Source organism: Pseudomonas sp. TNT2022 ID642 (genome assembly GCF_028656995.1).
Lineage (GTDB): Bacteria > Pseudomonadota > Gammaproteobacteria > Pseudomonadales > Pseudomonadaceae > Aquipseudomonas.
On sequence record NZ_JAMDGW010000033.1, the window covers coordinates 139,201 to 164,854 of the forward strand.

Below are 25,654 nucleotides of genomic sequence, written 5' to 3' on the forward strand. Positions count from 1 at the left end.
ACTCGGCAGGCCTACACTCCCAGGACCACCGGACTGGCGACAGCCACGATGACAAGACCACGGCATCTATTGACGGTGATCGATCAGTTGAGGGAGGGAGGATTGTTACGGGCGGAGGTCGCGATGAAAAACGAGCAGACACTTACCACACCTGAGCGTTAGTCCATGTGATGCGGTATTAACGCTTTCGCGGGCAAGCCTTTTGCGCTCCGCAGAGCGAGTATGCTCATAGAGCTTTCAGCGATCCTGAAATCAGGCAGAAGCCGGCAACGGCTGAAAACTGAAATAACGCTGCAACGCCTGCACCAGCTGGCCAAACTCCGGCGGGGCGCATTGCAGGACGAAGCCGGCGTCGTAGTGCAGCGGCGTGGCGTCTTCATGGCACCACACGCAGCACGCGGTGAAGTCGATCACCTGTTGGCAGCCATCGCTGGCGGGTATTTTCAGACGCAACTGGAAATCCACGCCAACCATCATGGGCAATTGGCTGATCAGCATCAGCCCGTCTTCGGAGAGGTTGCCGAGAAAGCCGATGGGCTTGTCGGTTACGCTGTTGAACACTCTGAGGAAATAAGGCAGCTGATGCCGTTCGATCCGTTCGGTAAACATGCGCAGTTCGCCATGCAAGGCTCCGTCACAGAGCCGCACCTTTGCTTCGGAACGTGCCTGTGTCGCAGGCCCGCTCTCCCCGCTTCCGGTGTGACGGTCGCTACGTCGCCGTCACCTGACCACTTGCCAGTCGCAGGTGTTGCTCCGGGTTTACAGATTCAGCTCTAAACCCGGGTTACTCGACTATAGCTCAGCTTGTACACACAGCCAGATTTTGTATGACAACTGTCATCAGAAGCGTGTCGGGCGCACTACCGCAGCGGCGCTGCGCGTCGGGTAATGGCCCAGGCTCTGTAGCGTTTCCAGACGCGCGCGGGCGCGGTAGGCGTATTCGCTGTTCGGGTACGAGGCGATGATGAACTGGTAAGTCTGCACCGCGTCGATGTACAGCTTCTGCCGTTCCAGGCACTGGCCGCGCATCATCGACACTTCCGGCCACACGTACGGCCGGGCGCGGCTGGCGCGTTCGACCTTGGACAGTTCGAGCATGACCTGCTCGCAGTTGCCGCGATCGTAGGCGCTGTAGGCGTTGTTCAAATGATGGTTCATCGACCAACGGGTACAGCCCGTGACGGCGAGGACGCTGAGGGCAAGGGCGGCAATGGGCAACAATCGCATGGGGGTTCTCCTGTCTTGTGCTCTGTATCGACCCCTGGTCGGAAATCTTCAGGCGCGTTTGTCCCAAAGTTGCCGTGTTCAATAAAGAAACCATTAAGTAGTGCAAACGAACAATGACTACACCCTTCGAGCATAGTAGCCTTCGCTAGCGCTTGAACTCAGGAGTCTTTGCATGTCCGTCCGTCGTACCAAAATCGTCGCTACCCTTGGCCCGGCCAGTAACTCGCCGGAAGTTCTCGAACAGCTGATTCTGGCTGGTCTGGACGTTGCCCGTCTGAACTTCTCCCACGGCACCCCCGACGAGCACAAGGCTCGCGCGAAGCTGGTGCGTGACCTCGCTGCCAAACACGGCCGCTTCGTTGCCCTGCTGGGCGACCTGCAAGGCCCGAAAATCCGTATCGCCAAATTCGCCAACAAGAAGATCGAGCTGAAGATCGGTGACCAGTTCACCTTCTCCACCAGCCATCCGTTGACCGAAGGCAACCAGCAAGTGGTCGGCATCGACTACCCGGATCTGGTCAAGGACTGCGGCGTGGGTGACGAGCTGCTGCTCGACGACGGCCGTGTGGTGATGCGCGTTGATACCGCCACCGCAACAGAATTGCATTGCACCGTGACCATCGGCGGCCCGCTGTCCGACCACAAAGGCATCAACCGTCGCGGTGGCGGCCTGACCGCACCGGCCCTGACTGAAAAAGATAAGGCCGACATCAAGCTCGCTGCGGAAATGGAAGTCGACTACCTCGCGGTGTCCTTCCCGCGTGACGCTGCCGACATGGAATACGCCCGTCAACTGCGCGACGAAGCCGGCGGCACCGCCTGGCTGGTAGCGAAGATCGAACGCGCCGAAGCCGTGGCCGACGACGAAACCCTCGACGGCCTGATCAAGGCCTCCGATGCGGTGATGGTTGCCCGTGGTGACTTGGGTGTGGAAATCGGCGACGCCGAGCTGGTGGGCATTCAGAAGAAAATCATTCTGCACGCACGCCGCCACAACAAGGCTGTGATCGTCGCGACCCAGATGATGGAGTCGATGATCCAGAACCCGATGCCGACCCGCGCCGAAGTGTCCGACGTGGCCAACGCCGTGCTCGACTACACCGACGCCGTGATGCTCTCGGCCGAATCCGCCGCTGGCCAGTACCCGCTGGAAGCTGTGCAGGCGATGGCGCGCATCTGCGTCGGCGCTGAAAAGCACCCGACCGGCAAGACGTCCAGCCACCGCATCGGCAAGGAATTCACCCGCTGCGACGAAAGCATCGCGCTGGCGACCATGTACACCGCCAACCACTTCCCGGGCGTCAAAGCGATCATCGCGCTGACCGAAAGTGGCTACACCCCGCTGATCATGTCGCGTATCCGTTCTTCGGTGCCGATCTATGCGTTCTCGCCGCACCGTGAAACTCAGGCGCGCGCAGCGATGTTCCGTGGCGTGTACACCGTACCGTTCGACCCGGCTTCGCTGGAACCGCACGAAGTCAGCCAGAAAGCCATCGACGAGCTGGTCAAGCGCGGCGTTGTGGAAAAAGGCGACTGGGTCATCCTGACCAAGGGCGACAGCTACCACACCACCGGCGGCACCAACGGCATGAAGATCCTGCACGTGGGCGACCCGCAGGTCTGATTGACGCGCTGAAAAACCAAAGCCCCGCCATGTGAATGGTGGGGCTTTTTGTTGTCTGCGTTGAATCGAAAGCCCCTCACCCCAGCCCTCTCCCTCTGGGAGAGGGCTGGGCGGGCGGCGTTCCGATGAGGGTTGGCTTTTCAATACCGCTTGATAAACCCGGTCAACGCCGCCATTGCTTCTGGCGAACGAAGGCGCTGGGTGAACAGAACGCCCTCCTCCTCGATCACCTCACGAATCAACTCGCGATCCGGCGCCTTCATCAATTGCTTGCTGATGCGTACCGCTTCGGCCGGCAGCTCATCGAAACGCAGCGCCATTTCCCGCGCCTTGCGCAACGCCGCATCACCACTGCCCAACGCCTCGGTGGCAATCCCCCACTGCGCAGCCTGTTCACCGGTAAAGCCTTCGCCCAGTAACAGAAGCTCCGCCGCTTTGGCCTGTCCGAGCAAACGCGGCAGGATCAGGCTGGAGCCAAACTCCGGGCATAAACCGAGATTAACGAACGGCATGCGCAAACGCGCATCGCGGGCCACATAAACAAGATCGCAGTGCAGCAACAATGTGGTGCCAATGCCCACCGCCGCGCCGGCCACAGCAGCGATCACCGGTTTGCGGCACTCCAGCAGATTAAGCATGAAGTGAAACACCGGGCTGTCGAGGTCGCTCGGCGGTTGCTGGATGAAGTCGGCGATGTCGTTGCCGGCGGTGAAGCACTCGGCGCTGCCGGTGATCAGCACGGCGTTGATTTCAGGGTCGCTATCGGCCTGTTTCAGCGCGTCCGCGAGACGGCTATACATGGCCCGGGTCAGGGCGTTTTTCTTGTCCGGACGGTTGAGGCGCAGGGTCAGTAAACCGCATTCGCGTTCCAGCAGGATGGCATCAGTCATGGCGTGTCTCGCGTCTGAAATATCAGCGCTCAACCACGGCTCACAAACACATCAGCCAGCAGTTGATTGCGCGGCAATCCAGCCAGATACAGACGCCGGGCGAAGGCGTCGACGCTGGCCGTCGAGCCGCAGACTAAGGCCAGGGTTTGTCGGGAAACAAGGCGCAGTTGCGCCAAAGCGGCGGCTGACTCGGCCGCTGTCCACAGCTCGACGCTGAGGTTTTCCCGCTGTGCAGCCAGCGCTGCAAGGGGTTTGCCCAGATAATGCTCGCGCTCGTCATGGGCCACGTGAATAACGCGGATCGCGCCTTGGTGATCCTGGCGCAAGGCTTCACGCAGCACGCCGAACAGCGGGCCTAAACCGGTGCCGGCGGCCAGCAGCCACAGCGGCCGGTTGTGCCAGTCCGGGTCGTAATGCAAGGCGCCGCCACGCAGTTCGCCGAGGCGGATCGAGTCGCCGATCTGCAATCTTCGCGCGGCATCACTGAATTCACCGGGCTGGCGGCAATCGAGATGGAATTCAAGAAAACGGTCTTCTTGCGGCAGGCTCGCCAGCGAATACGGCCGCGCAATGTGCTCGATCCACAACACCAGGTGTTGCCCGGCGCTGTAGCGCAGCGGCCGTTGCGGGGTCAGACGCAAGCGCAGGACGCTGTCGCTTAGCCAGTCCAGCGCTTCGACCACTGCCGGGCGACCGTCGGTGATCGGGTCGAACGTATGCACCTGCAAGTCTTCGACGACCTGACACTGACACGCCAGGCGCCAGCCCTCCTGACGCTGCTCGGCGCTCAAGGCGTCCGGCCGATTGTCAGCCGGCAGGCCTTGCACGCATTGCACCAGGCAGGCATGGCAACTGCCGGCGCGGCAGCTGTAAGGCACCGCGACGCCATGTTGATTGAGGGTATCGAGCAGGTTGCTGCCCGGGGCCACCGACCACTTTCGCTCACCGACGCGAAGTTCAGGCATCAACGTTCTCCCACGCGGCCGCACAACGATTGCGCCCGTCGCGCTTGGCCCGATACAAGGCCTGATCGGCGCGCTGCAAGGCATCGTCCAGATCATCGCCCAACGTCAACAGCGTCATGCCGGCCGACAGGCTGAGGTTGCGCACATTCAGGCCGACCAGTTCAACGTCGGTGAAGGCGATACGCAGACGCTCACAGCAGGCGGTCAGCCGTTCGGCGTCGCAATCGGGCAGCAACACAACGAATTCCTCACCACCATAACGCGCCAGCACATCGCCGTCGCGCAGGCATGCTTGAGCAACGCCGGCGAAGGCCTGCAACACCTGATCGCCCGCGGCATGACCGTGCAGGTCGTTAATGCGTTTGAAGTGGTCGAGGTCGATCAACGCCAGGCCATGCACGACATCGTCGTCCATCGCATTCAGCTCACGCGAGGCCAGACGCAGAAAGTGCCGACGATTGAACAGCCCGGTCAATTCATCGGTGGCGACCAGATCTTCGAGCTGACGCATCATCCCGCGCAAGGTGTCCTGATGCGCTTGCAAGGCAAACCGACGCTGGCGCTGGCGTTGTCGCGACACCTGGACGAAGCGTGCATAAAGCACCAGCCATGCCAGCACCATTGCCAGAATGCACACCTGCAAGGCTGCGAGCGCAGGTTCGCGCAAGCGGAAGTGGTAACCGTCCCACAGCGTGACGGCACAGAAGCTGAAGAACACCAGCAGTGCGCAACGCACGAACGCCCGTCGACTGAGGTGGAACAGGCCGAACAGCAGGATCAGTACGTAGAACACCAGAAAGGCGCCGCGAGCTTCATCCAGATGGGCGATCAGCCAGGTCTGCCAGCCGAGGCCGAGCAGCACCTGTACTTCGGTCAGGCTGGGATCGGCAAAGCGCAGGTTGCGCCCGCTCCAGAACAGCGCGAACAGCGCCGACTGACTGATCACCACCAGCGCACTGCCGATGGCCACGGAGCTGAGGGTCTGGTCGTAATGACCGGTGAAAAACGCCAGCCACAGCAGCAGCAAAGCCAATCCATAGGTGGCCGCAGCAAGGGCAAAGCGTTTGAGCAAAAGACGTTGGATGGCGTTATGGGTCAATCGTTGACTCACCGTGCGATAGGAGGCTGACCGAGTGTCCTACTCTACAGACCGGCTGCCACTTTAGAGGCGTAGTCGATAAATGACCACCGATTTTCGGGCTCGAAATTTGACGTCAAAAGTGCGGCTTCAAAAGCCCCTCACCCTAGCCCTCTCCCAGAGGGAGAGGGGACTGACCGAGTTGTTTGTTCGAGATACGCCGACCTGAAACACCGAGCCGAACTCAGGTCTGAACAACATGAAGATCGGCTCCCTTTCCCGAGATGAACTCGATTTTGAACAGCATGAAGATCAGCTCCCTTTCCCGAGATGAACTCGAGTTTGAACAACATGGAGATCGGCTCCCTTCCCCGAGATGAACTCAAGTTTGAACAACATGGAGATCGGCTCCCTTCCCAGAAGTGAACTCAAGTTTGAGCAGCATGAAGATCGGCTCCCTTTCCCCCTCGCCCCCTTGGGGGCGGTCCGACGTTTCGGGAGGGCTGGGGTGAGGGGGTAAATATTGAAGTGCAAACCCGCTGTCCGATATTCGCCCACCCATGCGACCAACGAATGACTGCCGGCGCGTGTACGCCCCATCGAGGCGCGTTATACTGCCGCGCCTTTTTAGCGTCGCGCCAGCAGCCCCGGCGTGCCCGGCCCAAAGGGCCAGCTTCAAGTTGCAAGCTCCAAGCCGCAAGCTCGAACAGTCCGCGTACTGCTCCAACTTGCCGCTCGAAGCTAGAAGCTCAAAGCTGCCCTATTAAAATGTTCCCGTCTTTTAGAGGAGCGCGACTCATGACCGTGATCAAGCAAGACGACCTGATTCAGAGCGTTGCCGACGCCCTGCAGTTCATTTCCTATTACCACCCCGTGGATTTCATCCAGGCGATGCACGAAGCCTACCTGCGCGAAGAATCGCCAGCGGCCCGTGATTCGATGGCGCAGATCCTGATCAACTCGCGCATGTGCGCCACCGGCCACCGCCCGATCTGCCAGGACACCGGTATCGTTACCGTGTTCGTGCGTGTCGGCATGGACGTACGTTGGGATGGCGCCACCATGGGCCTGGACGACATGATCAACGAAGGCGTGCGTCGCGCCTACAACCTGCCGGAAAACGTCCTGCGTGCCTCGATCCTCGCCGACCCGGCGGGTGCTCGGAAAAACACCAAGGACAACACACCGGCCGTGATTCACTACTCCATCGTCCCGGGCAACACCGTGGAAGTGGACGTGGCGGCCAAGGGCGGCGGTTCCGAGAACAAGTCGAAAATGGCCATGCTCAACCCGTCCGACTCGATCGTTGACTGGGTACTCAAGACCGTTCCGACCATGGGTGCCGGCTGGTGCCCACCGGGTATGCTCGGCATCGGCATCGGCGGCACCGCCGAGAAAGCCGCCGTCATGGCCAAAGAAGTGTTGATGGAATCCATCGACATCCACGAACTGAAGGCCCGTGGCCCGCAGAACCGCATCGAAGAAATGCGTCTGGAGCTGTTCGAGAAGGTCAACCAGTTGGGCATCGGCGCCCAGGGCCTCGGTGGCCTGACCACCGTGCTCGACGTGAAAATCATGGACTACCCGACCCACGCCGCCTCGCTGCCGGTGTGCATGATCCCGAACTGCGCCGCCACCCGTCACGCACACTTCGTGCTCGACGGTTCCGGCCCGGCTTCGCTGGAAGCGCCACCGCTGGACGCCTACCCGGAAATCGTCTGGGAAGCCGGCCCGTCGGCGCGTCGCGTCAACCTCGACACCCTGACCCCGGAGGACGTGCAGAGCTGGAAGCCGGGCGAAACCGTCCTGCTCAACGGCAAAATGCTCACCGGTCGCGACGCCGCGCACAAGCGCATGGTCGAGATGCTCAACAAGGGTGAAACCCTGCCGGTAGACCTCAAGGGTCGTTTCATCTACTACGTTGGCCCGGTTGATCCGGTCGGTGACGAAGTGGTTGGTCCGGCTGGCCCGACCACCGCAACGCGGATGGACAAGTTCACCCGGCAGATCCTCGAGCAGACCGGCCTGTTGGGCATGATCGGCAAATCCGAGCGCGGCCCGACTGCGATCGAAGCGATCAAGGACAACAAAGCCGTGTACCTGATGGCCGTCGGCGGCGCTGCTTACCTGGTGGCTCAGGCAATCAAGAAGTCGAAAGTGCTGGCCTTCGCCGAACTGGGCATGGAAGCGATCTACGAGTTCGAGGTCAAGGACATGCCGGTCACCGTTGCGGTGGACAGCAAAGGTGAGTCGGTGCACATCACTGGTCCTGCGATCTGGCAACAGAAGATCAGCGAAAGCCTGGCGGTAGAAGTGCAGTAAGCCCTTCGCTGCCATAAAAACGGCCGGTTCATCTGCAACGATGACCCGGCCGTTTTCACAGGGGCCAACCGTTCGCGATAAAAAAAGCGCCGAAGCATACAAAATGATCTTGCGCACCTGTCAGATCTGACAGGTTCATTTACCCGCCATTCTTGTTAGCGTCAGTCCATTCACGCCCACCCCCGTGCGCAATGGATTCGACCATGCCTGATCAACAAGAGCTGAGCATCACCACCCCTTCCATCGCCAAAAGCGCATCGATCGCCACCATCGGCAAAAGCTGGGGCGCAGTGGGGCCGACCGGAGCGGCATCATTCGAACTGCCGATTCCGACGTCTGCCGGGCGGGGCTGGGATCCGCAGATTTCGCTGAATTACACCAGTCAGAGCGGCAACGGTCCGTTCGGCCTGTCCTGGCACTTGGGTGGCGTAGGTCAGATCATCCGCAGAACCAACAAAGGCGTACCGCGTTACTCCGACCACGACGAGATCATCGGTGTCGACGGCGAAGTGTGGATGCCAGAGCTGGATGAGCACGGCGAGCTCAAATTCCGTGAGGAAAGCGTCTACAACGGCGTCAACATCGGCCCGCACAGAGTCGTCCGCTACTGGCCTCGAGTCGAGAGCGATTTTGCCTTGCGCGAACGCTGGCAGCGCCAGACCCGAGAAGCCGATCCACCGGTATTCTGGCTGATACACGGCGCTGACGGCTCGCTGCACCTTTACGGCAAAACCGAAGCCACACGAATTGCCGATCCCCAGGCTCCTGGACGAATCGCCACATGGCTGCTGTGCGAAAGCATGAACGCGCGCGGCGAACACATCTGCTTTGAATACAAGGCCGATGATCAGGATCCCGACCCCGTGCGTGACTATCGCGCCCAGCGTTATCTGCGCCGCGTGTGTTACGGCAACTTCACGGCCAGCAGCGATCTGTACAGCTGGACGACGGACAATCCCGCCGAACTGGGCTGGCACTTTCATCTGCTGTTCGATTACGGCGAGCGCAGCACGTCACTGACCGACATCCCGGCATATGACGGTGCCCCCCTCAAACCCTGGACCGTTCGCCCAGACAGTTTTTCAACCCACGGTCAGGGTTTTGAACTGGGCACTCGCAGACTCTGCCAGCAGGCATTGCTGTTTCATCATTTTCCCGGGCAATCGACTGACCAACCGAAACTGGTACGCCGCCTGCTGTTGGAATATCACCAACCGCAAAATATCGCGCAGTGGGCCTACAGCCAGATCAGCGCGGCGCACTATCAGGCATTCGATGCGAGCGGCATTGTCGAAAACACGCCGCCGGTCGAGTTCGACTATGCCCCCTTCGACATCAATAAAACCCCGGCACGTTTCTTCGAACACGATGTCCAGCCGAGTATCGAGGACGGTGGTTTTTACCAGTGTGTGGATCTTTATGGCGAAGGTGTGCCGGGTTTCCTCTGCCGTTATGACCAGGCCTGGTACTACCGCGAACCCTTGCGTGCGACCAAGGGCACCGATGAAATCGGCTATGGGCCATGGACCGCACTGGACAAGATTCCGGTGGCCGATCGCAACCGTCCGGTACAGCAACTGCTGACCGACCTGACGGGGGACGGCAGGCTCGATTGGGTCACCGCGCAACCGGGTATCAGTGGTTTTCGCTCGCTGACAGAGCAACGCGAGTTTGCCGACTTTGTCCCCTTCGGCAAATTTCCGCCGGAGTTTTTCAACACCCTCTCGACACTTGGCGACTTGAGCGGTGACGGCTTGAGTAGCCTGGCATTGATCGGGCCGAACGCCGTGCGACTGTATGCCAACGAGCGCGAACATGGCTTTGCCGCGCCTGCAGAGGTGCTTCACGAACCCGACGACGACCGCTTGCCCCTGTTCAGCAATTCGCGCACAGAACTGGTGCTGTTGGGCAATCTGCTGGGCAGCGACATGCCCGAGCTGTGCCGGATTCGCCACAACGAAATCCGTTGCTGGCCAAACCTGGGCCATGGCCGCTTTGGCAAGGGGCGCAAGATCAGCACATTGCCTTTCAGCGACGAACAGTTCGATTCGTCACGCGTGCGCCTTGCCGACCTCGACGGCTCCGGTGCTGCATCGCTGATTTATCTGAAGTCAGAGGCCTTCGAGATCTACCTGAATCGCGGCGGCAATGGCCTGGAGCAGACACCGATCAGTGTGCCGTGGCCCGACGGCGTGCGCTTCGACCGTTTCAACCAGGTAAGTTTTGCCGACCTGCAAGGCCTGGGCTGCGCGAGTCTGATCCTGACGGTCACGCACATGCAGCCGCAGCATTGGCGCTACGATTTCGTTTCGGCCAAGCCGTATCTGCTGACCAGCAGCAACAACAATATGGGTTGCAGTGCGAGCGTGGTCTACCGCAGCTCGGCACAGGAATGGCTGGATGAAAAACACCGGTTACTCACGCTCAAGCGCTTGCCGGTTTGTCATCTGCCGTTCCCGGTGGCGGTGGCCAAGAAACAGCAGCAACTGGACGAGATCACCGGCAACTGTCTGACGCAGACTTTCACTTGGCGAGAAGGTTTCTACGACAGCCGCGAGCGTGAGTTCCGTGGTTTCGGCCTGTTGCAGCAAACCGACAGTGAGAGCGCCTGCGCAGATGAGATCGAAGGTTTCAGCGAGCCGATGCGGGTCTTCACCTGGTTTCATACCGGGCAATCGATGGACCGGCCGCACGATGCCTATTTCAATCAGGACCCACAGGCTGTCGCCCTGGGTAGCACCCTGTTCAGTCGACATCACTCACAAGATGACGCTGATGAAATCATTCCTGCGCACGACGAAGACACCCGATACCAAATATCCCGAGCGCTGGCTGGCTCGGTAACGCGCATCGAGACCTATGCCGATGCAGACGTGGACGCTCCCGGGATTGCCACGCCGTACACAGTCCAGGAACTGCGTTATCTGGTACGTGAGGTGCGCGAGCAAGGGGCTTACGCTGCCGCCGTGTTGCTGCCACTGGTGGTGGAAAAGCTCAGCTACCAGTACGACGGTTTTGTCGATGATCCCCTGTGTCGCAATGAGGTGATCCTGCGCTATAACGCCTACGGTCAGCCGACTCACGTAATCACCGTGAGTTACGCCCGGCGACTGACCGAAAAGGATGCGCCACCGTTCGACGACCTGGATGAACAGCAGTGGTGGTACGACGCCCATGACCCGGCGCAACAAGCGTTCTACCTGAATGAAAGCCGTGCCGCGTTCATCGATCAGGACACGGACTTGCAGCATTGGCGCCTCGGTTTGCCCTGTCAACAGCGAGGCAACGCACTGGTCTTGCCCAAAGGCACTCTGCCTACCGGGCTTAACCCTGCGCAGGTGTCCCATGAGTGCCTGATGGAGTATGAGGACTCAGCGCACTGGAACGCCGAGCGAGTACTGACCACGCAGTCGGTACAGCGTTATCTGGGCACAGATGGCCAGCCGTTGCACGACGGCGTCGCCGGCTTCGAAGCCCTGGTCGGCCCACTGGAAGTGGCACAACTGGACAAGACCGCGCTGGACGCTTACAGCGTTTTGCCTGCGCCCTTCAACGTACGCGACGAACTGAAGAAGATCGGCTATCTGCCAATGCCGTTTCTGTTTTGGGTGAGTCCTTTGGGCAGTACAGAGCACGACCTGTGGTCGGCGAATTTCGGCTACGCCGAATACGCCAGCCTCGACGGTTTCTACAAAATCCGGCGCTATCGCGAAACCCTCAGCCACGACTACACCCGCGCCGAGTACGACGCTCATGCGCTGGCCGTGACCCTCGTGGAACTCCCGGATGGCTGCACCACGCGCATTGAGTACGACTACCACGCGCTGCAACCGCTGAGCATCATCGATGCCAACGACAACACTCAAGAGGCGATCTACGAACCTTCCGGTCAGCCGTTTGCCTCCAGTTTTTACGGCACCGAAAACAATGAGCCTGCGGGTTTCAACCCGCTGAGCGACTACGTGCCTCCGCAGGATCGGCGCCCGGCTACGGCGATTGCCAATCCGCCCGCCGCCGTACAAAAAGCCGCCAGTACCGTGCGCAAGGATCTGTTCAGCTGGATGGGGCAGATAGCCAACGGCGCCAGCGCATGGATTGCCCAAGGCTATCTCCTGCCCAGCGGCCACATCAGGGCCAGTGCGCGGCAAAAACTCGCCCGGCGCAGCGATACTTTGACGCCTGATGAACAGGCATTGCACAAGGCGATCGGTTCGGTGCATCGAGAACCGGTTCACAGTGTGATCCTCTCTGCCGACTGTTATCCGAACGATACGGTGCTGGAGCAAATCCAGATCGTCAAAGCCTGCGTCGACGGTTTTGGTCGGGCCCTGCAAAGCCAGCAACGGGTCGATGCGGGTAAAGCCTATGCCGTCGACGCCGACGGTTCGCTGATCGTCGAGAATGGTCAGTTCAAAGTGGTCGATGCCGACCCGCGCTGGCGTATCAGCGAGCGTGTCGAATACAACAACAAGGGTTTGCCTGTTCGTCGGTACCGCGCGTTTTTCGCCGATACCTATACCTACGTCAATGATCAATCCCTGCGCACACTGGGCAATCACGACAAGATTTTTTATGACACCCAGGGCCGGCAAGTGCGATTGGTCAACGCCAAGGGCGATTTTTCACGGGAGACCTTCCACCCCTGGTATCAAGCCAGCGAAGACTTCAACGACACCGTTGAACCGTCATCACCGACCAAGGCATCACGCTCATGACTGCCAACCTGCATCGGCGCACACCCGCGCTGGCCGTGAGCGATGCGCGTGGCTTGCCGGTGCGGCAGGTCGGGTACTTGCGCAGCGTAACGGCCGACATCCCCGACGTTCTGGTCACCCGTCAGCAGCACGATGACAACGGACGTCTGGTCGAACAATGGGACCCGCGGCTTTCGGCGCCTTGCCTGACCACCGTTTACAACCTGAACGGTGCGGTATTGAAATCCGACAGCGTCGACGCCGGCTGGCGCCTGACCCTACCGGGGCTGGCCGGTGAACCTTTACAGCGCTGGGACGAACGCGGCAGCCATCGGCGCACGACCTTCGATGAGCAATTGCGGGTAATGGAGGTCGAGGAAAATGGCGAGCCGAATGTGGATGTGTTCACCTACGCCGACGCCTCGGCCGACGCCGGGTACAACCGCCGCGGCCAGTTGCTGGGACAGAAGGATCGCTCCGGTTCGCTGAGTACGAATAGCTTCTCGCTCACCGGCCAGCCCCTGAGCGAAATCCGCACCTTCCATGATGATCAAGCGTTCACCAGCCATCATGTGTTCAGTCCGCTTGGTGCGCTGCTGGAACAGACCGACGCCGGCGGCCATCGGCGACGCTCGCACTACGGGCTGGCCGGGCAACTCAAGCAAGTGGATCTGTGGATCAGCGGCACGCCGGACTGGCAACCGGTGCTGCTGGATGCGCAGTACAACGCCAACGATCAGATCATCGAACAACTGGCCGGCAATCGCGTTCTGAGTCAGTGGACGTACGACCCGGCAGACGGCCGCTTGCACACCCAATCCAGTCGCAAGGACGGCGGCGCCGTCCTGCAGAACCTCGAATATTTCTACGATCCCGTCGGCAATATCACCCGTATCGAAGACCACGCATTCCAGCCGCGATACTTTGCCAACCAACTGATCGACGGCCATCGCGATTTCACCTACGACTCGCTCTATCGGCTGACCAGCGCCACTGGCTACGACGACGCGCCGCCGCCGGACATTCCCGGCCTGCCGCAACCGGGCGACCCGAACAATCGCCTCAATTACACCCAGACTTATCGATATGACAATGGCGGCAACCTGATCGAACTGTGCCATGTACGCGCAGGCAACAACTCCACCCGGCACATGCGCATCGACCCGCACAGCAATCGCGGGGTGCGCTGGACACCGGGCGAACCGGAGCCGGTGTTCGACGAACTGTTCGACCCGCACGGCAATCAACGGTCCGTGCAACCAGGCCAGCCGCTGCAATGGAACGCTCGCGATAAGCTGGAGAACGTGACCCTGATTTCGCGCGAAAACGCCCGCAGTGATGCCGAGTATTACCGCTACAGCCAGGGAATGCGCGTGTTCAAACGCCACGAAACCTTCGCGGCCAACGCCGAGCACTTCCACCAGGTGCGCTACTTGCCGGGGCTGGAAATCCGCACCCGCGACAACGGCGAAGAACTGCACGTCATCAGTCTCGGCAACGCCCGCTGTCTGCATTGGGCAAAGAACAAACCCGATGAAATCGACATGGATCAACTGCGCTACAGCCTCGAAGATCACCTCGGTTCCTGCGTGATGGAACTGGACCAACAGGGCGATCTGACCAGTCAGGAGGGTTATTACCCCTTCGGCGAAACGGCGTGGATGGCCGCACGCCACGAAGTCGAAGTGCGCTATAAATTCATCCGTTATTCGGGCAAGGAGATGGATGTCAGCGGGTTGTACTACTACGGCGCGCGGTATTACGCGCCGTGGCTGGCGCGGTGGGTCAGTGCCGATCCGGCGGGGGATGTGGATGGGCTGAATCTGTATGGGTTTGTCGGGAACAATCCGCTGCGATTTGTCGATCTTGCCGGCACCCAAAAAGCCGAGAGCGTGATCTACAACTATTCGCAATTCATGAACGTCCTGTCCTTTTTTGCCGACCAGACATTAGAACAGCTGGATAATGTCTTCAATCAAAAAAACATCATGACCGAACTCACAAAAAACCTCGTCGGAGAGAGCGCCGGCGCCTTGACTACCAGTGTACTTGGAGCCGTTTTGGCGAACAGGTCCGCACTGGATGGCAGCGCCGTTTTAACCAGTCACCCCTACATTGACGGATTGACCGCAGGCAACGGCCTCGCTGCCGCGGGTGCCAGCGCGGCGGACTCCATCACGTCAGGAACGTTGATACGCTCGTTGATTCCCCAGACCTCGAAAATCTCGGTCGCGGCAATTGATGAAATGCTCGGACTGAATGCCCATCAGGAAATCGACTGGCGGGAAGCGCCGGGCGTGATACTCAACCCCGATTTTTTGATGAACTGGGTGGTGGGTTCGGTTTTTGGCATTGCAGGCAACCTCATGAATCTCGGTGCTCGGGTACAAGAAGCAGAGGACATCAAGCACCGGCTCGATCCGGTCAAAACAGGCAAGATCGAAAAAATGCTCGAGGATTGGAAAGACGCCGTCGAAACTCGCTCGGTGCAAGCCGAAAAAGCTTTTGATGCGCTGGGTACCGACGTGTTTTTTCCGGCCACAATCATACCGAACGTCAATGCCATGACCCCAAAAGGAGCGATTGCCGCGGTTCACAGGTCTGCGCTGCAGAAACAAAAAACGGTCACGCTGGACTATATCGCGCGTATGCAAAAAGGCATGGTTGCTTATAGGGAGGCAGGCACTACCGACAACCAGTTTCTGCTGAAACAGGCGCGTGCCGACAAGAAAAAGACCGCCTGAGATGGCCGACTGCGCGAGCACCCGATTATGAATCAGTCAGTGCATTGGCGTACGCCAGCGTTGCGTGCTCATGATCCCAGGCATCTGCTCGTCCGAAATATCGCGTACTTGCGCACCGTAGCCGGTGCTGATGTCGAGAGTCAGGTCAGCCGCCAACAACACGACACTGCCGGCCGCGTGATCAAGCAGTGGGATCCGCGTCTGTCTGTCCCGTGTCTGACAACGGCTCATCGTCTGGACGGCGAGGCATTGAAAATCGACAGCGTCGACGCCGGCTGGCGCCTGACCCTGCCGGGACTGGCCGGTGAACCTTTAGAGCGCTGGGACGAACGCGGCAGCCATTGGCACACCACCTTCGATGGGCAATTGCGGGTAATGGAGGTCGAGGAAAATGGCGAGCCGAAAATGGATGTGTTCACCTACGCCGACGCCTCGGCCGACGCTGGGTACAACCGCCGCGGCCAGTTGCTGAAACAGAAAGATCGTTCTGGTTCGCTGAGTACGAATAGCTTCTCGCTCACCGGCCAGCCCCTGAGCGAAATCCGCACCTTCCATGATGATCAAGCGTTCACCAGCCATCATGTGTTCAGTCCGCTTGGCGCGCTGCTGGAACAGACCGACGCCGGCGGCCATCGGCGACGCTCGCACTACGGGCTGGCCGGGCAACTCAAGCAAGTGGATCTGTGGATCAGCGGCACGCCGGACTGGCAACCGGTGCTGCTGGATGCGCAGTACAACGCCAATGACCAGATCATTGAGCAACTGGCCGGCAATCGCGTTCTGAGTCAGTGGACGTACGACCCGGCAGACGGCCGCTTGCACACCCAGTCCAGCCGCAAGGACAACGGCGCCGTCCTGCAGAACCTCGAATATTTCTACGATCCCGTCGGCAATATCACCCGTATCGAAGACCACGCCTTTCAGCCACGCTACTTCGCCAACCAGATGATCGACGGCCATCGCGATTTCACTTATGACTCGCTCTATCGAATGACCAGCGCCACCGGCTACGACGACGCCCCGCCAACGGACATTCCAGGCCTGCCGCAACCGGGCGACCCGAACAATCGCCTCAATTACACCCAGACTTATCGATATGACAATGGCGGCAACCTGATCGAACTGCGCCATGTACGCGCGGGCAACAACTCCACCCGGCAAATGTTCATCGACCCGCACAGTAATCGCGGAGTACGCTGGAAAACAGGCGATCCGGAACCGGCGTTCGACGACCTGTTCGACAGACACGGTAACCAGAAGACGATGCATCCCGGCAAGCCCCTGACCTGGAATGCCCGCGATGAGCTGGAGAGCGTGACGCTGATCCAGCGCGAAAACGACCGCAGTGACGCCGAGTACTACCGTTACAGCCAGGGCATGCGCGTGTTCAAACGCCACGAAACCTTTGCTGCCAACGCCGAGCATTTCCATCAGGTGCGCTACGTGCCGGGGCTGGAAATCCGCACCCGCGACAACGGCGAAGAACTGCACGTCATCACTCTCGGCAACGCCCGTTGCCTGCATTGGGCAGCGGAGAAACCCAATGCAATCGCCAATGACCAAATGCGTTACAACCTCGAAGATCATCTAGGTTCCAGTGTGATGGAACTGGATCAAGACGCCGTGATGATCAGCCAGGAGGGCTATTACCCCTTTGGCGAAACCGCGTGGATGGCACCAGATTCGGAAACCACGTATCGCTTCATCCGCTATTCAGGCAAGGAAATGGACGTCAGCGGGTTGTATTACTACGGCGCACGCTATTACGCGCCGTGGTTGCAACGCTGGGTCAGTGCCGATCCGGCGGGGGATGTGGATGGGCTGAACCTATATGGGTTTGTGCGCAACAACGCTATGACTTACGTCGACCGGACAGGCAACGAAACAGAAGTAGCTCAACCGTCAAGCGGAGGCGTTCTGGCATTTATTACCGGAAACACTCCCAGAGAGCGTATGCAGAAGCAACTGGCCTTCCATAACGAGCTGCTTTCAGCCGTCGATCTGGCTGTCAGGGATGTCACCACTCAAATACTCAATCATCGTTCTGAGCCCAACAGCAGGGTATCAACCGCGAAACGTACAGGTTTTTTTCTTGCGGAAAAGGGCACATCCAACGCGGTTGGCATAGGCATGAGCGCAGCCGGGGTAGCACTGGGAATCCCTGGCGGCCCTCTGGGAATGCTGATTGGCGGGGCTCTTGGTTTCGTAGTCGGAAAAACCGTGAGTAAAACGACGAAAGCGATCGGCAGAAAAACCGGTTTGAACACCTCCATCAGCTTGCAACCGGATCGATTGAGAGGAACCAGGCTGTTAAAGCAAACACAGGCTGAACAAGGGCCCGTGGTTAACTTTAAAGCTATCGCCGATTACAACCCGCTCAACCCCGAAGGACGGCAAGAGATCAAACAAGGCGGCATCGCGGCTAGCAAGGAATTGGCGCTGGCAGGCGCTGGCAAGATCCCCTACGTCGGCCCAGCCATCAAGGTGATTCCGGACACCATCGATCTCTTGAATGAAATAAAAAACAGCGCAAATGATCTTACCGAGGATGAGGTGACTGCACTGGATGCCGACATTACCGGCACGATAAATATGCTGCAGCATGGCTCCGAACATTTAATCGAAACGGTCAAGACCCTAAGTGCTACTGACACCGCTAAACGCATTGATCGCATTGAAAACGAAACTGGACAGCGAATAAAAATGCTTCGAAACCTGAGAACAGTCCTTCATTCCAACTCGTCGACTTTTACTGCCGTATGAAAAGGTGACGACGCGACTCCAGGCCTGAACAGTGCTCATGGTAAGGTGCCTGCCCGTCCTTATTCCTGCGCCCAGCATGCTGCCGACTTCCCGTACTCTGCGTCTGTCGTTGTATACCCTGCTGATCATCGCCGGTGCAGCGCTTGCCGCCACGCTTGCGATCCGCCACGCCGAACGTCAGGCGCTGGAAGAAGACGCCGCCCGCGCCAACCAGCAACTGGCGTTGTACGCCAACTCTCTGCACACCCTGATCGACCGCTATCGCGCCCTGCCCGCCGTGCTGGCGCTGGACCCGCAATTGCGCGCGGCGCTGGCAGGACCGGTCGATGCCCAAGAGCAGTCGGCGCTGAATCTCAAGCTGGAAAAGATCAACGGCGCGGCGCAATCCTCGACCCTTGAACTGCTCGACCGCACGGGCCTCGCCGTGGCGGCAAGCAACTGGCGCCTGCCCAGCAGTTACGTCGGCCACAATTACGGTTTCCGCCCTTACTTCAGCCAGACCCGCACCCAAGGCACCGGGCGTTTTTACGCGGTGGGCGTGACCAGCGGCATTCCCGGCTACTTCCTCTCCAGCGCGGTGCTCGGCGACAACGACGAGTTCCTTGGCGCGATGGTGGTCAAGCTGGAATTTCCCGAACTGGAACGCGAGTGGAGTCAGGGCAATGACACGCTGCTGGTCAGCGATGCGCGCGGGATCATCTTCATCGCCAATCAACCCGGCTGGCGTTATCGCGCGCTGCGGCCATTGAACGCCCGCGACATGGATGAGATCAAAGCCACCCGGCAGTACGACAAGCAATCGCTGCAGCCCCTGACCCATTTGTCGCTGCGCCGCTTCGATGACAACAGCGATCTGCGCCGCGTCGAAGGCCCCGAGGGCACAGCGGATTATCTCTGGGAATCGCTGCCCCTGAGCGCCGAAGGCTGGACCCTGCACCTGCTGCGTCATCCGCAGGTGGCGTTCGAAGATCTGCGCAACGCCGGGCTGGCCGCCGCCGGTGTATGGCTGGCGCTGGTATTTCTGTTGCTGTTTCTCAACCAGCGCTGGCGCCTGTCGAAAATCCGCCAGCGCAATCGTGAGGAACTGGAACAGTTGGTGGAAGAACGCACCCGCGACTTGCGCACCGCGCAGGACGGTCTGGTGCAATCAGCCAAACTCGCCGCGCTGGGGCAGATGTCCGCCGCGCTGGCCCATGAAATCAATCAACCGCTGACCGCTCAGCGCATGCAACTGGCGACCCTGCGCCTGCTGCTCGAGCATGGCCGCGTCGACGATGCTTATAAAGCGTTGAAACCGGTCGACGAAATGCTCACCCGCATGGCCGCCCTCACCGGCCACCTCAAGACCTTCGCGCGCAAAAGTCCCAGCGGCTTGCGTGAGCGGCTGGATCTGGCGACGGTGGTTGATCAGTCGTTGCAGTTGCTCGATGCACGGCTGCGCGACGAACAGGTCAGTCTAGTGCTGCACCTGACGCGTCCGGCGTGGGTGCGCGGCGATGCGATTCGCCTCGAACAGGTGCTGATCAACCTGCTGCGCAACGCCCTCGATGCGATGCAAGGCAAGCAATGCAAACGGTTGGAAATCCGTCTGGAAGCCGACGAACAACTGTGGCGCCTGAGCGTCAGCGACAATGGCGACGGGATTGCCGAAGAGCATTTGGGCCAGGTGTTCGACCCGTTCTTCACGACTAAACCGGTGGGCGACGGCCTGGGCCTCGGGTTGGCGGTATCCTTCGCTATCGTGCATGAATCCGGCGGCCGTCTGAGCGCCGAGAATGGCGACAGCGGCGCGGTGTTCAGCCTGACTTTGCCGATCGATCTGGAGGCACACATCTGATGCTCAATTCCGTGATGGTGGTCGATGACGAAAGCAGCATTCGTAGCGCCGTCGAGCAGTGGCTGAGCCTGTCGGGGTTCGAGGTGCAGTTGTTCAGCCGCGCCGAAGAATGCCTCGCCGCCCTGCCCGCGCACTTTGCCGGGGTGATCCTCAGCGACGTGCGCATGCCTGGCATGGGCGGCCTGGCGTTGTTGGCCGAAGTGCAGAAACGCGATGCCGATCTGCCGGTGATTCTGCTCACCGGCCATGGCGATGTACCGATGGCCGTCGAGGCGATGCGCGACGGCGCTTACGACTTTCTGGAAAAACCGTTCAGCCCGGAAACCCTGCTCGGCAGCTTGCGCCGGGCGCTGGACAAACGCCGGCTGATTCTGGAAAACCGTGCGCTGCACGAGCAGGCCGACAACCGCGCCAAACTTGATGCGACGTTGCTCGGCGTGTCCCGAGGTTTGCAGACGTTGCGTCGGCAAGTGCTGGACTTGGCAGCGTTGCCGGTCAATGTGCTGATCCGTGGCGAAACCGGCAGCGGCAAGGAATTGGTCGCAAGGTGCCTGCATGATTTCGGCCCGCGCGCGGCCAAGCCGTTCGTGGCGCTGAACTGCGCGGCGATTCCTGAGCAGCTGTTTGAGGCCGAGTTGTTCGGTCACGAGAGCGGCGCGTTTACCGGTGCCTCGGGCAAGCGCATCGGCAAACTGGAATACGCTGACGGCGGCACACTGTTTCTCGATGAAATCGAAAGCATGCCGCTGGCGCAACAGGTGAAACTGCTGCGGGTTTTACAAGAACAGAAGCTTGAGCGGTTGGGCTCGAACCAGAGCATTCGCGTCGACCTGCGCATTGTCGCGGCGACCAAACCGGATCTGCTCGATGAAGCTCGGGCCGGACGTTTTCGCGAGGATCTGGCGTATCGCCTGAACGTCGCCGAACTGCGTTTGCCGCCGCTGCGCGATCGTCGTGAAGACATTCCGCTGCTGTTCGAAACCTTCGCCCACAATGCCGCTGAACGTTTGGGTCGCACCTTTCCGCCCTTGAGTGGCGCGCAATTGAGCCATCTGCTCAGCCACGACTGGCCGGGCAACGTGCGCGAACTGGCGAACGTCGCCGAGCGCCAGGTGTTGGGGCTGGATGAGCCGGCGCCGGGGATCGATCCGGGGCAATCCCTGGCGGCGCAGCAGGAGGCGTTTGAGGCGCAGTGTTTGCGGGCAGCGCTGACCCGGCACAAGGGCGATGTGAAAGCGGTGCTTGAAGAACTGCAACTGCCGCGCCGCACGTTCAATGAAAAGCTGCAGCGGCATGGGTTGAGTCGGGAGATGTTTTTGGCTGAGTGAGGCTGGGTCGGGATTTTTGGCGTGGCTGAAATCCATCCCCCTCACCCCAGCCCTCCCGAAACGTCGGACCGCCCCCAGGGGGGCGAGGGGGAAAGGGAGCCGATCTTCATGCTTTTCAAAACCTGAGTTCGACTCGGTATCTCAGGTCGGCGTAACTATCAAAAGCACCTCGATCAGTCCCCTCTCCCCCCGGGAGAGGGCTAGGGTGAGGGGCTTTTGATCTCAGCCCCAATAAGCGGAAATCCGCTCACAAGATCAATTCCATCGGCACAAATCCGCTCACCCAATCCCGTCACCCCCTCTAAACCGGCCCTCCCCCCGTTGGCACACCTCCTGCTATAGCCCTCGCAGGCTGCGTTTCTACGCGCTCCACAAAAACAATTAAACGAAGGATCCTTCAATGGATAACTCCAACGCCCTGCCTCTTGGGTCGGCTGCCGTGCCCGCCAAAGAAAGAACCACCGCCAGCCGGATCAAATCGATCTTCAGCGGTTCCGTCGGCAACATGGTCGAGTGGTACGACTGGTATGTGTATGCCGCCTTCTCCCTGTACTTCGCCAAAACCTTTTTCCCTGCCGGTTCCACCACCGCCCAACTGATGAACACCGCTGCGATTTTCGCCGTGGGCTTTCTGATGCGCCCGATCGGTGGCTGGCTGATGGGGATGTACGCTGACAAGGTCGGCCGTAAAAAAGCCTTGATGGCCTCGGTCTACCTGATGTGCTTCGGCTCGCTGCTGATCGCCCTGAGTCCGAACTACGAAACCATCGGCATCGGCGCGCCGATCCTGCTGGTGTTCGCCCGTCTGCTGCAAGGCCTGTCGGTCGGTGGCGAATACGGCACCTCGGCGACCTATCTCTCGGAGATGGCGACCAAGGAACGTCGCGGCTTCTTCTCCAGCTTCCAGTACGTAACCCTGATCTCCGGCCAGCTCATCGCGCTGGGCGTACTGATCGTGCTGCAGAACGTGCTGACCACCGAACAGCTGTACGCGTGGGGCTGGCGTATTCCGTTCGCCATCGGCGCGCTGTGTGCGGTCGTGGCGCTGTACCTGCGTCGCGGCATGGAAGAAACCGAGTCGTTCACCAAGAAAGAGAAGTCCAAGGAAAGCGCCATGCGCACCTTGATGCGCCACCCCAAAGAGCTGTTGACCGTGGTTGGCCTGACCATGGGCGGCACCCTGGCGTTCTACACCTACACCACCTACATGCAGAAATACCTGGTGAACACCGTCGGCATGAGCATCTCCGACTCGACCACCATTTCTGCCGCCACGCTGTTCCTGTTCATGTGCCTGCAACCGATCATTGGCGGCCTGTCGGACAAGATCGGCCGTCGTCCGATCCTGATCGCCTTCGGCGTGCTGGGGACGATCTTCACCGTGCCGATCCTGATGACCCTGCACACCATTCAGACATGGTGGGGCGCGTTCTTCCTGATCATGGCGGCGCTGATCATCGTCAGCGGCTACACCTCGATCAACGCCGTGGTGAAAGCTGAATTGTTCCCGACCGAAATCCGCGCCCTGGGCGTCGGCCTGCCGTACGCACTGACCGTATCGATCTTCGGCGGCACTGCCGAATACATCGCGCTGTGGTTCAAGAGCATCGGCATGGAAACCGGTTACTACTGGTATGTAACCGCGTGCATCGCAGTGTCGTTGCTGGTGTACATCACCATGAAAGACACCCAGAAGCACTCGCGCATCGTCACTGACTGATCGGTTTTTTACAGCCACTGCAATGGTGGCTGTTCTGGCCCTATTGCGAGCAGGCTCGCTCCCACATCTGGAATGCATTTCCCTGTGGGAGCGAGCCTGCTCGCGATTGGGTCACCGCGTTATCCAGCCCTGCATGAAAAATCCCTCACACACGCCGCACATCGATTAATCGCTAATTAATGCTGCCCGTTCATTGTGCAATCACCTGATCGATGACCTGCGCGACGCTCGCTCCGACGACGAAAGCGAATTGAATGCATCGCTCTTAATATCAAGTTAATCGATCTTTTTTAGCATTATTTTGCGCTTTTCAATCAACTTAATTGGCGTAGCATTAAACCCATGCAAGACACACCCGCCAACGAATCTGGAGTAAAGAACATGAAAACCAAACTGATCCTTGCCCTGACCCTGTCCGTACTGGCCGCCAATACCTTCGCTGCCGACGGCTCGGACCGCACCAAATCCGCCGACTTCATCAACGGCGCCAGCGCTGCGATCGAAACCAGCCACACCGGTACTTATGCCGCTGACGGGTTTGATAAAACCAATATTGGTAAAGCAGTGGCTGCCGATGGTTTCGACAAAACGAACCTTGGTAAAACCGTCGCTGCTGACGGCTTCGATAAAACCGGTACCGCGGCTGCCATCAGCTAAGTATCCGCAGTCCTCCCACAGCCCGGCCTTGGCCGGGCTTAGTCATTTCTGGGGGATGACAATTTCCTCAAATACACACAAATCCACTGTAGGAGCTGCCGAAGGCTGCGATCTTTTGATCTTGATCTTTAAAAGCAAAATCAAAAGATCGCAGCCTTCGGCAGCTCCTACACGGGGATTTGCGTCTGACTGGAAATATGCGGGACGTCCTTGCACTATGGCTGCATCTAAAAAGCAGCCTCAGGAATTCACCCGCCATGCCCGATGACATCCACTTCTACGAACCCGCCAACGGCCACGGTCTGCCCCACGATCCGTTCAACGCCATCGTCGGCCCGCGCCCGATCGGCTGGATTTCCTCGCAGGATGCCAACGGCCAGTTGAACCTGGCGCCGTACAGTTTTTTCAACGCCTTCAACTACATTCCGCCGATCATTGGTTTTTCCAGCGTCGGGCGCAAAGACAGCCTGAACAACATCGAGCAGACCGGCGAATTCGTCTGGAACCTCGCCACTCGCCCGCTGGCCGAGCAGATGAATCAGAGCTGCGCGATGGTCGCGCCTGAGGTCAACGAATTTGAATTGGCGGGATTGACGACGGTGGCGTCAAAAGTGATTTCGGTGCCACGGGTGGCCGAAAGCCCGGTGTCCTTCGAGTGCAAGGTCACGCAGATCATTCAATTGCAGCGCGCCGATGGCGAGACGGTGCCGAGCTGGCTGGTCCTCGGCGAAGTGGTCGCCGTGCACATTGCCAAGTGGCTGTTGAAGGACGGCATCTACGACACCGCCGCGGCAGAACCGATTCTGCGCGGCGGCGGGCCGGCGGATTACTTCCAGCTGGGGCCTGAGGCCCTGTTCAAGATGTGGCGTCCGGGCGCCAGCAAGTAACGCGTTACCAGATCAACTCGGCGTCTTCAGTGACGCCCTTGAGGTTATCCAGCTCATTGATGGCCGCTTCATCGGCAGCAATCGCGCCGGGGAAGACCTGATCATTCAACAGTTTGTGAAAGCGTGGTGCACCGCCATCGACCAAGGCCTTGACCGCGATTGCCGCGTGATAGCCCTTGTTGCCGCCCAACTCGACGGGGACGACTGCGGAAACTGCTTCGAAGTGTTCGAACTCTTTACGTGCCATGTCACATATCCCGGCTCAGACAAACAAGCCGGACATTAAACCCTCAACCGACGAGTTTGTGTACCGGCGCCGGGCATTGGCCGAGGGCTTGCGCCGCCGACACGTCCTTGAAAGTGTGGAAGTCGAGGCTGTTGACCACCAGTTCCTGCACCAGCTCGGCGAAGATTTCCATCGACGGGCTGTTGAAATAGCTGGTCATCATTTGCTGGCTGCTCCAGAACCCGCAGACCAGCCACAACTCGGGATCACACTGCGAATGCTGCAAGGCAAAGCTCAGGCAACCGGGGGCGGCGCGGGACGGATCGATCAACGCACTCAGGCGTACACCGAGTTCCGCCGAACGCCCGGCGCGCGCTCGAACGAAGGCCATATGACTGACGGGAATCTGCTTGGACATGTTCAACCCTCCCAGGGAGTCGCGTGGCAGCCGGGGGACGGGCTGCGACAGGATCAAAGGTTAAGGTCAGCACGCTGGCCGCCGTTAGTCGATTCCTGCCGCCGCGTTGCACAATCCTGCGAGACTGCACACAGGACCTGTAACAACCTGTAAAACAGCGTCACACGTCTGTCATGCGCGTTTTGTGTAGGAGCTGCCGAAGGCTGCGATCTTTTGATTTTGCCTTGAAGATCAACAGATCGCAGCCTTCGGCAGCTCCTACAGGGTTGGATCG

17 protein-coding genes are annotated in these 25,654 nt (G+C 59.7%); 10 read left to right on the plus strand and 7 right to left on the minus strand.

Going from position 1 to position 25,654, the window contains the following annotated elements:
- Positions 1-252 precede the first annotated feature (252 nt).
- Together M5G26_RS25705 and M5G26_RS25710 are read right to left on the minus strand one after the other, a co-directional pair.
- The gene (locus M5G26_RS25705) at positions 253-609 is read right to left on the minus strand and encodes a PilZ domain-containing protein (protein WP_134176713.1); all 357 of its coding nucleotides are present in this window, start codon (positions 607-609) and stop codon (positions 253-255) included.
- Between the two features lie 231 nt (positions 610-840).
- Positions 841-1,227 carry a tetratricopeptide repeat protein gene (locus M5G26_RS25710; protein ID WP_093098895.1) on the minus strand — a complete coding sequence of 129 codons (387 nt, stop codon included), beginning with the start codon at positions 1,225-1,227 and terminating at the stop codon, positions 841-843.
- A 172-nt stretch (positions 1,228-1,399) separates the two neighbouring features.
- Here M5G26_RS25710 and pyk point away from each other — a divergent pair, with 172 nt between their 5' ends.
- Positions 1,400-2,851 carry a pyruvate kinase gene (pyk, locus tag M5G26_RS25715; RefSeq protein ID WP_007916243.1) on the plus strand — a complete coding sequence of 484 codons (1,452 nt, stop codon included), beginning with the start codon at positions 1,400-1,402 and terminating at the stop codon, positions 2,849-2,851.
- A gap of 140 nt (positions 2,852-2,991) precedes the next feature.
- Here the strand turns inward: pyk and M5G26_RS25720 are convergent, their stop codons facing one another.
- From M5G26_RS25720 to M5G26_RS25730, 3 genes are read right to left on the minus strand one after another with little or no spacing between them, the layout of a single operon-like run.
- Positions 2,992-3,741, minus strand: coding sequence for an enoyl-CoA hydratase-related protein (locus tag M5G26_RS25720; protein WP_273916818.1), 750 nt, complete (start codon positions 3,739-3,741; stop codon positions 2,992-2,994).
- A 29-nt stretch (positions 3,742-3,770) separates the two neighbouring features.
- A complete protein-coding gene (locus M5G26_RS25725; RefSeq protein WP_134176710.1) occupies positions 3,771-4,706 on the minus strand; it encodes an iron-sulfur-binding ferredoxin reductase in 936 nt (311 codons plus the stop codon).
- Complete coding sequence (locus M5G26_RS25730; RefSeq protein ID WP_150693260.1) at positions 4,699-5,805, minus strand: GGDEF domain-containing protein; 1,107 nt, start codon at positions 5,803-5,805, stop codon at positions 4,699-4,701. Before M5G26_RS25730 ends, M5G26_RS25725 begins: the two co-directional genes overlap by 8 nt.
- Positions 5,806-6,582: 777 nt before the next feature.
- Here M5G26_RS25730 and M5G26_RS25735 point away from each other — a divergent pair.
- From M5G26_RS25735 to M5G26_RS25775, 9 genes are all read left to right on the plus strand, one after another.
- Complete coding sequence (locus M5G26_RS25735) at positions 6,583-8,106, plus strand: fumarate hydratase (protein WP_007916251.1); 1,524 nt, start codon at positions 6,583-6,585, stop codon at positions 8,104-8,106.
- Between the two features lie 203 nt (positions 8,107-8,309).
- Complete coding sequence (locus M5G26_RS25740; protein ID WP_273916819.1) at positions 8,310-12,821, plus strand: SpvB/TcaC N-terminal domain-containing protein; 4,512 nt, start codon at positions 8,310-8,312, stop codon at positions 12,819-12,821.
- Positions 12,818-15,544 (plus strand): RHS repeat-associated core domain-containing protein, encoded by a 2,727-nt coding sequence (locus M5G26_RS25745; RefSeq protein ID WP_273916820.1) that lies wholly within the window; start codon positions 12,818-12,820, stop codon positions 15,542-15,544. The genes M5G26_RS25740 and M5G26_RS25745 overlap by 4 nt, the downstream gene beginning before the upstream one ends.
- 27 nt (positions 15,545-15,571) lie before the next feature.
- Positions 15,572-18,307, plus strand: a complete 2,736-nt coding sequence (locus tag M5G26_RS25750) for an RHS repeat-associated core domain-containing protein (protein WP_273916821.1) — start codon at positions 15,572-15,574, stop codon at positions 18,305-18,307.
- 76 nt (positions 18,308-18,383) lie between these two features.
- Positions 18,384-20,144 carry an ATP-binding protein gene (locus tag M5G26_RS25755; protein WP_273916822.1) on the plus strand — a complete coding sequence of 587 codons (1,761 nt, stop codon included), beginning with the start codon at positions 18,384-18,386 and terminating at the stop codon, positions 20,142-20,144.
- Positions 20,144-21,472 carry a sigma-54-dependent transcriptional regulator gene (locus tag M5G26_RS25760; protein ID WP_150693255.1) on the plus strand — a complete coding sequence of 443 codons (1,329 nt, stop codon included), beginning with the start codon at positions 20,144-20,146 and terminating at the stop codon, positions 21,470-21,472. The genes M5G26_RS25755 and M5G26_RS25760 overlap by 1 nt, the downstream gene beginning before the upstream one ends.
- A 400-nt stretch (positions 21,473-21,872) precedes the next feature.
- Positions 21,873-23,192, plus strand: a complete 1,320-nt coding sequence (locus M5G26_RS25765) for an MFS transporter (protein ID WP_007912608.1) — start codon at positions 21,873-21,875, stop codon at positions 23,190-23,192.
- 381 nt (positions 23,193-23,573) lie between these two features.
- Complete coding sequence (locus tag M5G26_RS25770; protein WP_034153461.1) at positions 23,574-23,849, plus strand: hypothetical protein; 276 nt, start codon at positions 23,574-23,576, stop codon at positions 23,847-23,849.
- Positions 23,850-24,106: 257 nt separating this feature from the next.
- The gene (locus M5G26_RS25775; RefSeq protein WP_134178356.1) at positions 24,107-24,736 is read left to right on the plus strand and encodes a flavin reductase family protein; all 630 of its coding nucleotides are present in this window, start codon (positions 24,107-24,109) and stop codon (positions 24,734-24,736) included.
- A gap of 4 nt (positions 24,737-24,740) precedes the next feature.
- On the opposite strand, the gene M5G26_RS25780 is transcribed toward M5G26_RS25775, so the two are convergent.
- Both M5G26_RS25780 and M5G26_RS25785 read right to left on the minus strand, forming a co-directional pair.
- Positions 24,741-24,983, minus strand: coding sequence for a hypothetical protein (locus M5G26_RS25780; protein ID WP_038366794.1), 243 nt, complete (start codon positions 24,981-24,983; stop codon positions 24,741-24,743).
- 43 nt (positions 24,984-25,026) lie between these two features.
- On the minus strand, positions 25,027-25,380 hold the full coding sequence (locus M5G26_RS25785) for a putative quinol monooxygenase (protein ID WP_122598825.1): 354 nt from the start codon (positions 25,378-25,380) through the stop codon (positions 25,027-25,029).
- Between the last annotated feature and the right edge of the window lie 274 nt (positions 25,381-25,654).

What these genes read in the sequence shown, in the direction of transcription:
- M5G26_RS25705 (WP_134176713.1), bottom strand. Translation starts at nt 609, where the DNA reads ATGTTTACCGAACGGATCGAACGGCATCAGCTGCCTTATTTCCTCAGA.
- M5G26_RS25710 (WP_093098895.1), bottom strand. Translation starts at nt 1,227, where the DNA reads ATGCGATTGTTGCCCATTGCCGCCCTTGCCCTCAGCGTCCTCGCCGTC.
- pyk (WP_007916243.1), top strand. Translation starts at nt 1,400, where the DNA reads ATGTCCGTCCGTCGTACCAAAATCGTCGCTACCCTTGGCCCGGCCAGT.
- M5G26_RS25720 (WP_273916818.1), bottom strand. Translation starts at nt 3,741, where the DNA reads ATGACTGATGCCATCCTGCTGGAACGCGAATGCGGTTTACTGACCCTG.
- M5G26_RS25725 (WP_134176710.1), bottom strand. Translation starts at nt 4,706, where the DNA reads ATGCCTGAACTTCGCGTCGGTGAGCGAAAGTGGTCGGTGGCCCCGGGC.
- M5G26_RS25735 (WP_007916251.1), top strand. Translation starts at nt 6,583, where the DNA reads ATGACCGTGATCAAGCAAGACGACCTGATTCAGAGCGTTGCCGACGCC.
- M5G26_RS25740 (WP_273916819.1), top strand. Translation starts at nt 8,310, where the DNA reads ATGCCTGATCAACAAGAGCTGAGCATCACCACCCCTTCCATCGCCAAA.
- M5G26_RS25745 (WP_273916820.1), top strand. Translation starts at nt 12,818, where the DNA reads ATGACTGCCAACCTGCATCGGCGCACACCCGCGCTGGCCGTGAGCGAT.
- M5G26_RS25750 (WP_273916821.1), top strand. Translation starts at nt 15,572, where the DNA reads ATGAATCAGTCAGTGCATTGGCGTACGCCAGCGTTGCGTGCTCATGAT.
- M5G26_RS25755 (WP_273916822.1), top strand. Translation starts at nt 18,384, where the DNA reads ATGCTGCCGACTTCCCGTACTCTGCGTCTGTCGTTGTATACCCTGCTG.
- M5G26_RS25760 (WP_150693255.1), top strand. Translation starts at nt 20,144, where the DNA reads ATGCTCAATTCCGTGATGGTGGTCGATGACGAAAGCAGCATTCGTAGC.
- M5G26_RS25765 (WP_007912608.1), top strand. Translation starts at nt 21,873, where the DNA reads ATGGATAACTCCAACGCCCTGCCTCTTGGGTCGGCTGCCGTGCCCGCC.
- M5G26_RS25770 (WP_034153461.1), top strand. Translation starts at nt 23,574, where the DNA reads ATGAAAACCAAACTGATCCTTGCCCTGACCCTGTCCGTACTGGCCGCC.
- M5G26_RS25775 (WP_134178356.1), top strand. Translation starts at nt 24,107, where the DNA reads ATGCCCGATGACATCCACTTCTACGAACCCGCCAACGGCCACGGTCTG.
- M5G26_RS25780 (WP_038366794.1), bottom strand. Translation starts at nt 24,983, where the DNA reads ATGGCACGTAAAGAGTTCGAACACTTCGAAGCAGTTTCCGCAGTCGTC.
- M5G26_RS25785 (WP_122598825.1), bottom strand. Translation starts at nt 25,380, where the DNA reads ATGTCCAAGCAGATTCCCGTCAGTCATATGGCCTTCGTTCGAGCGCGC.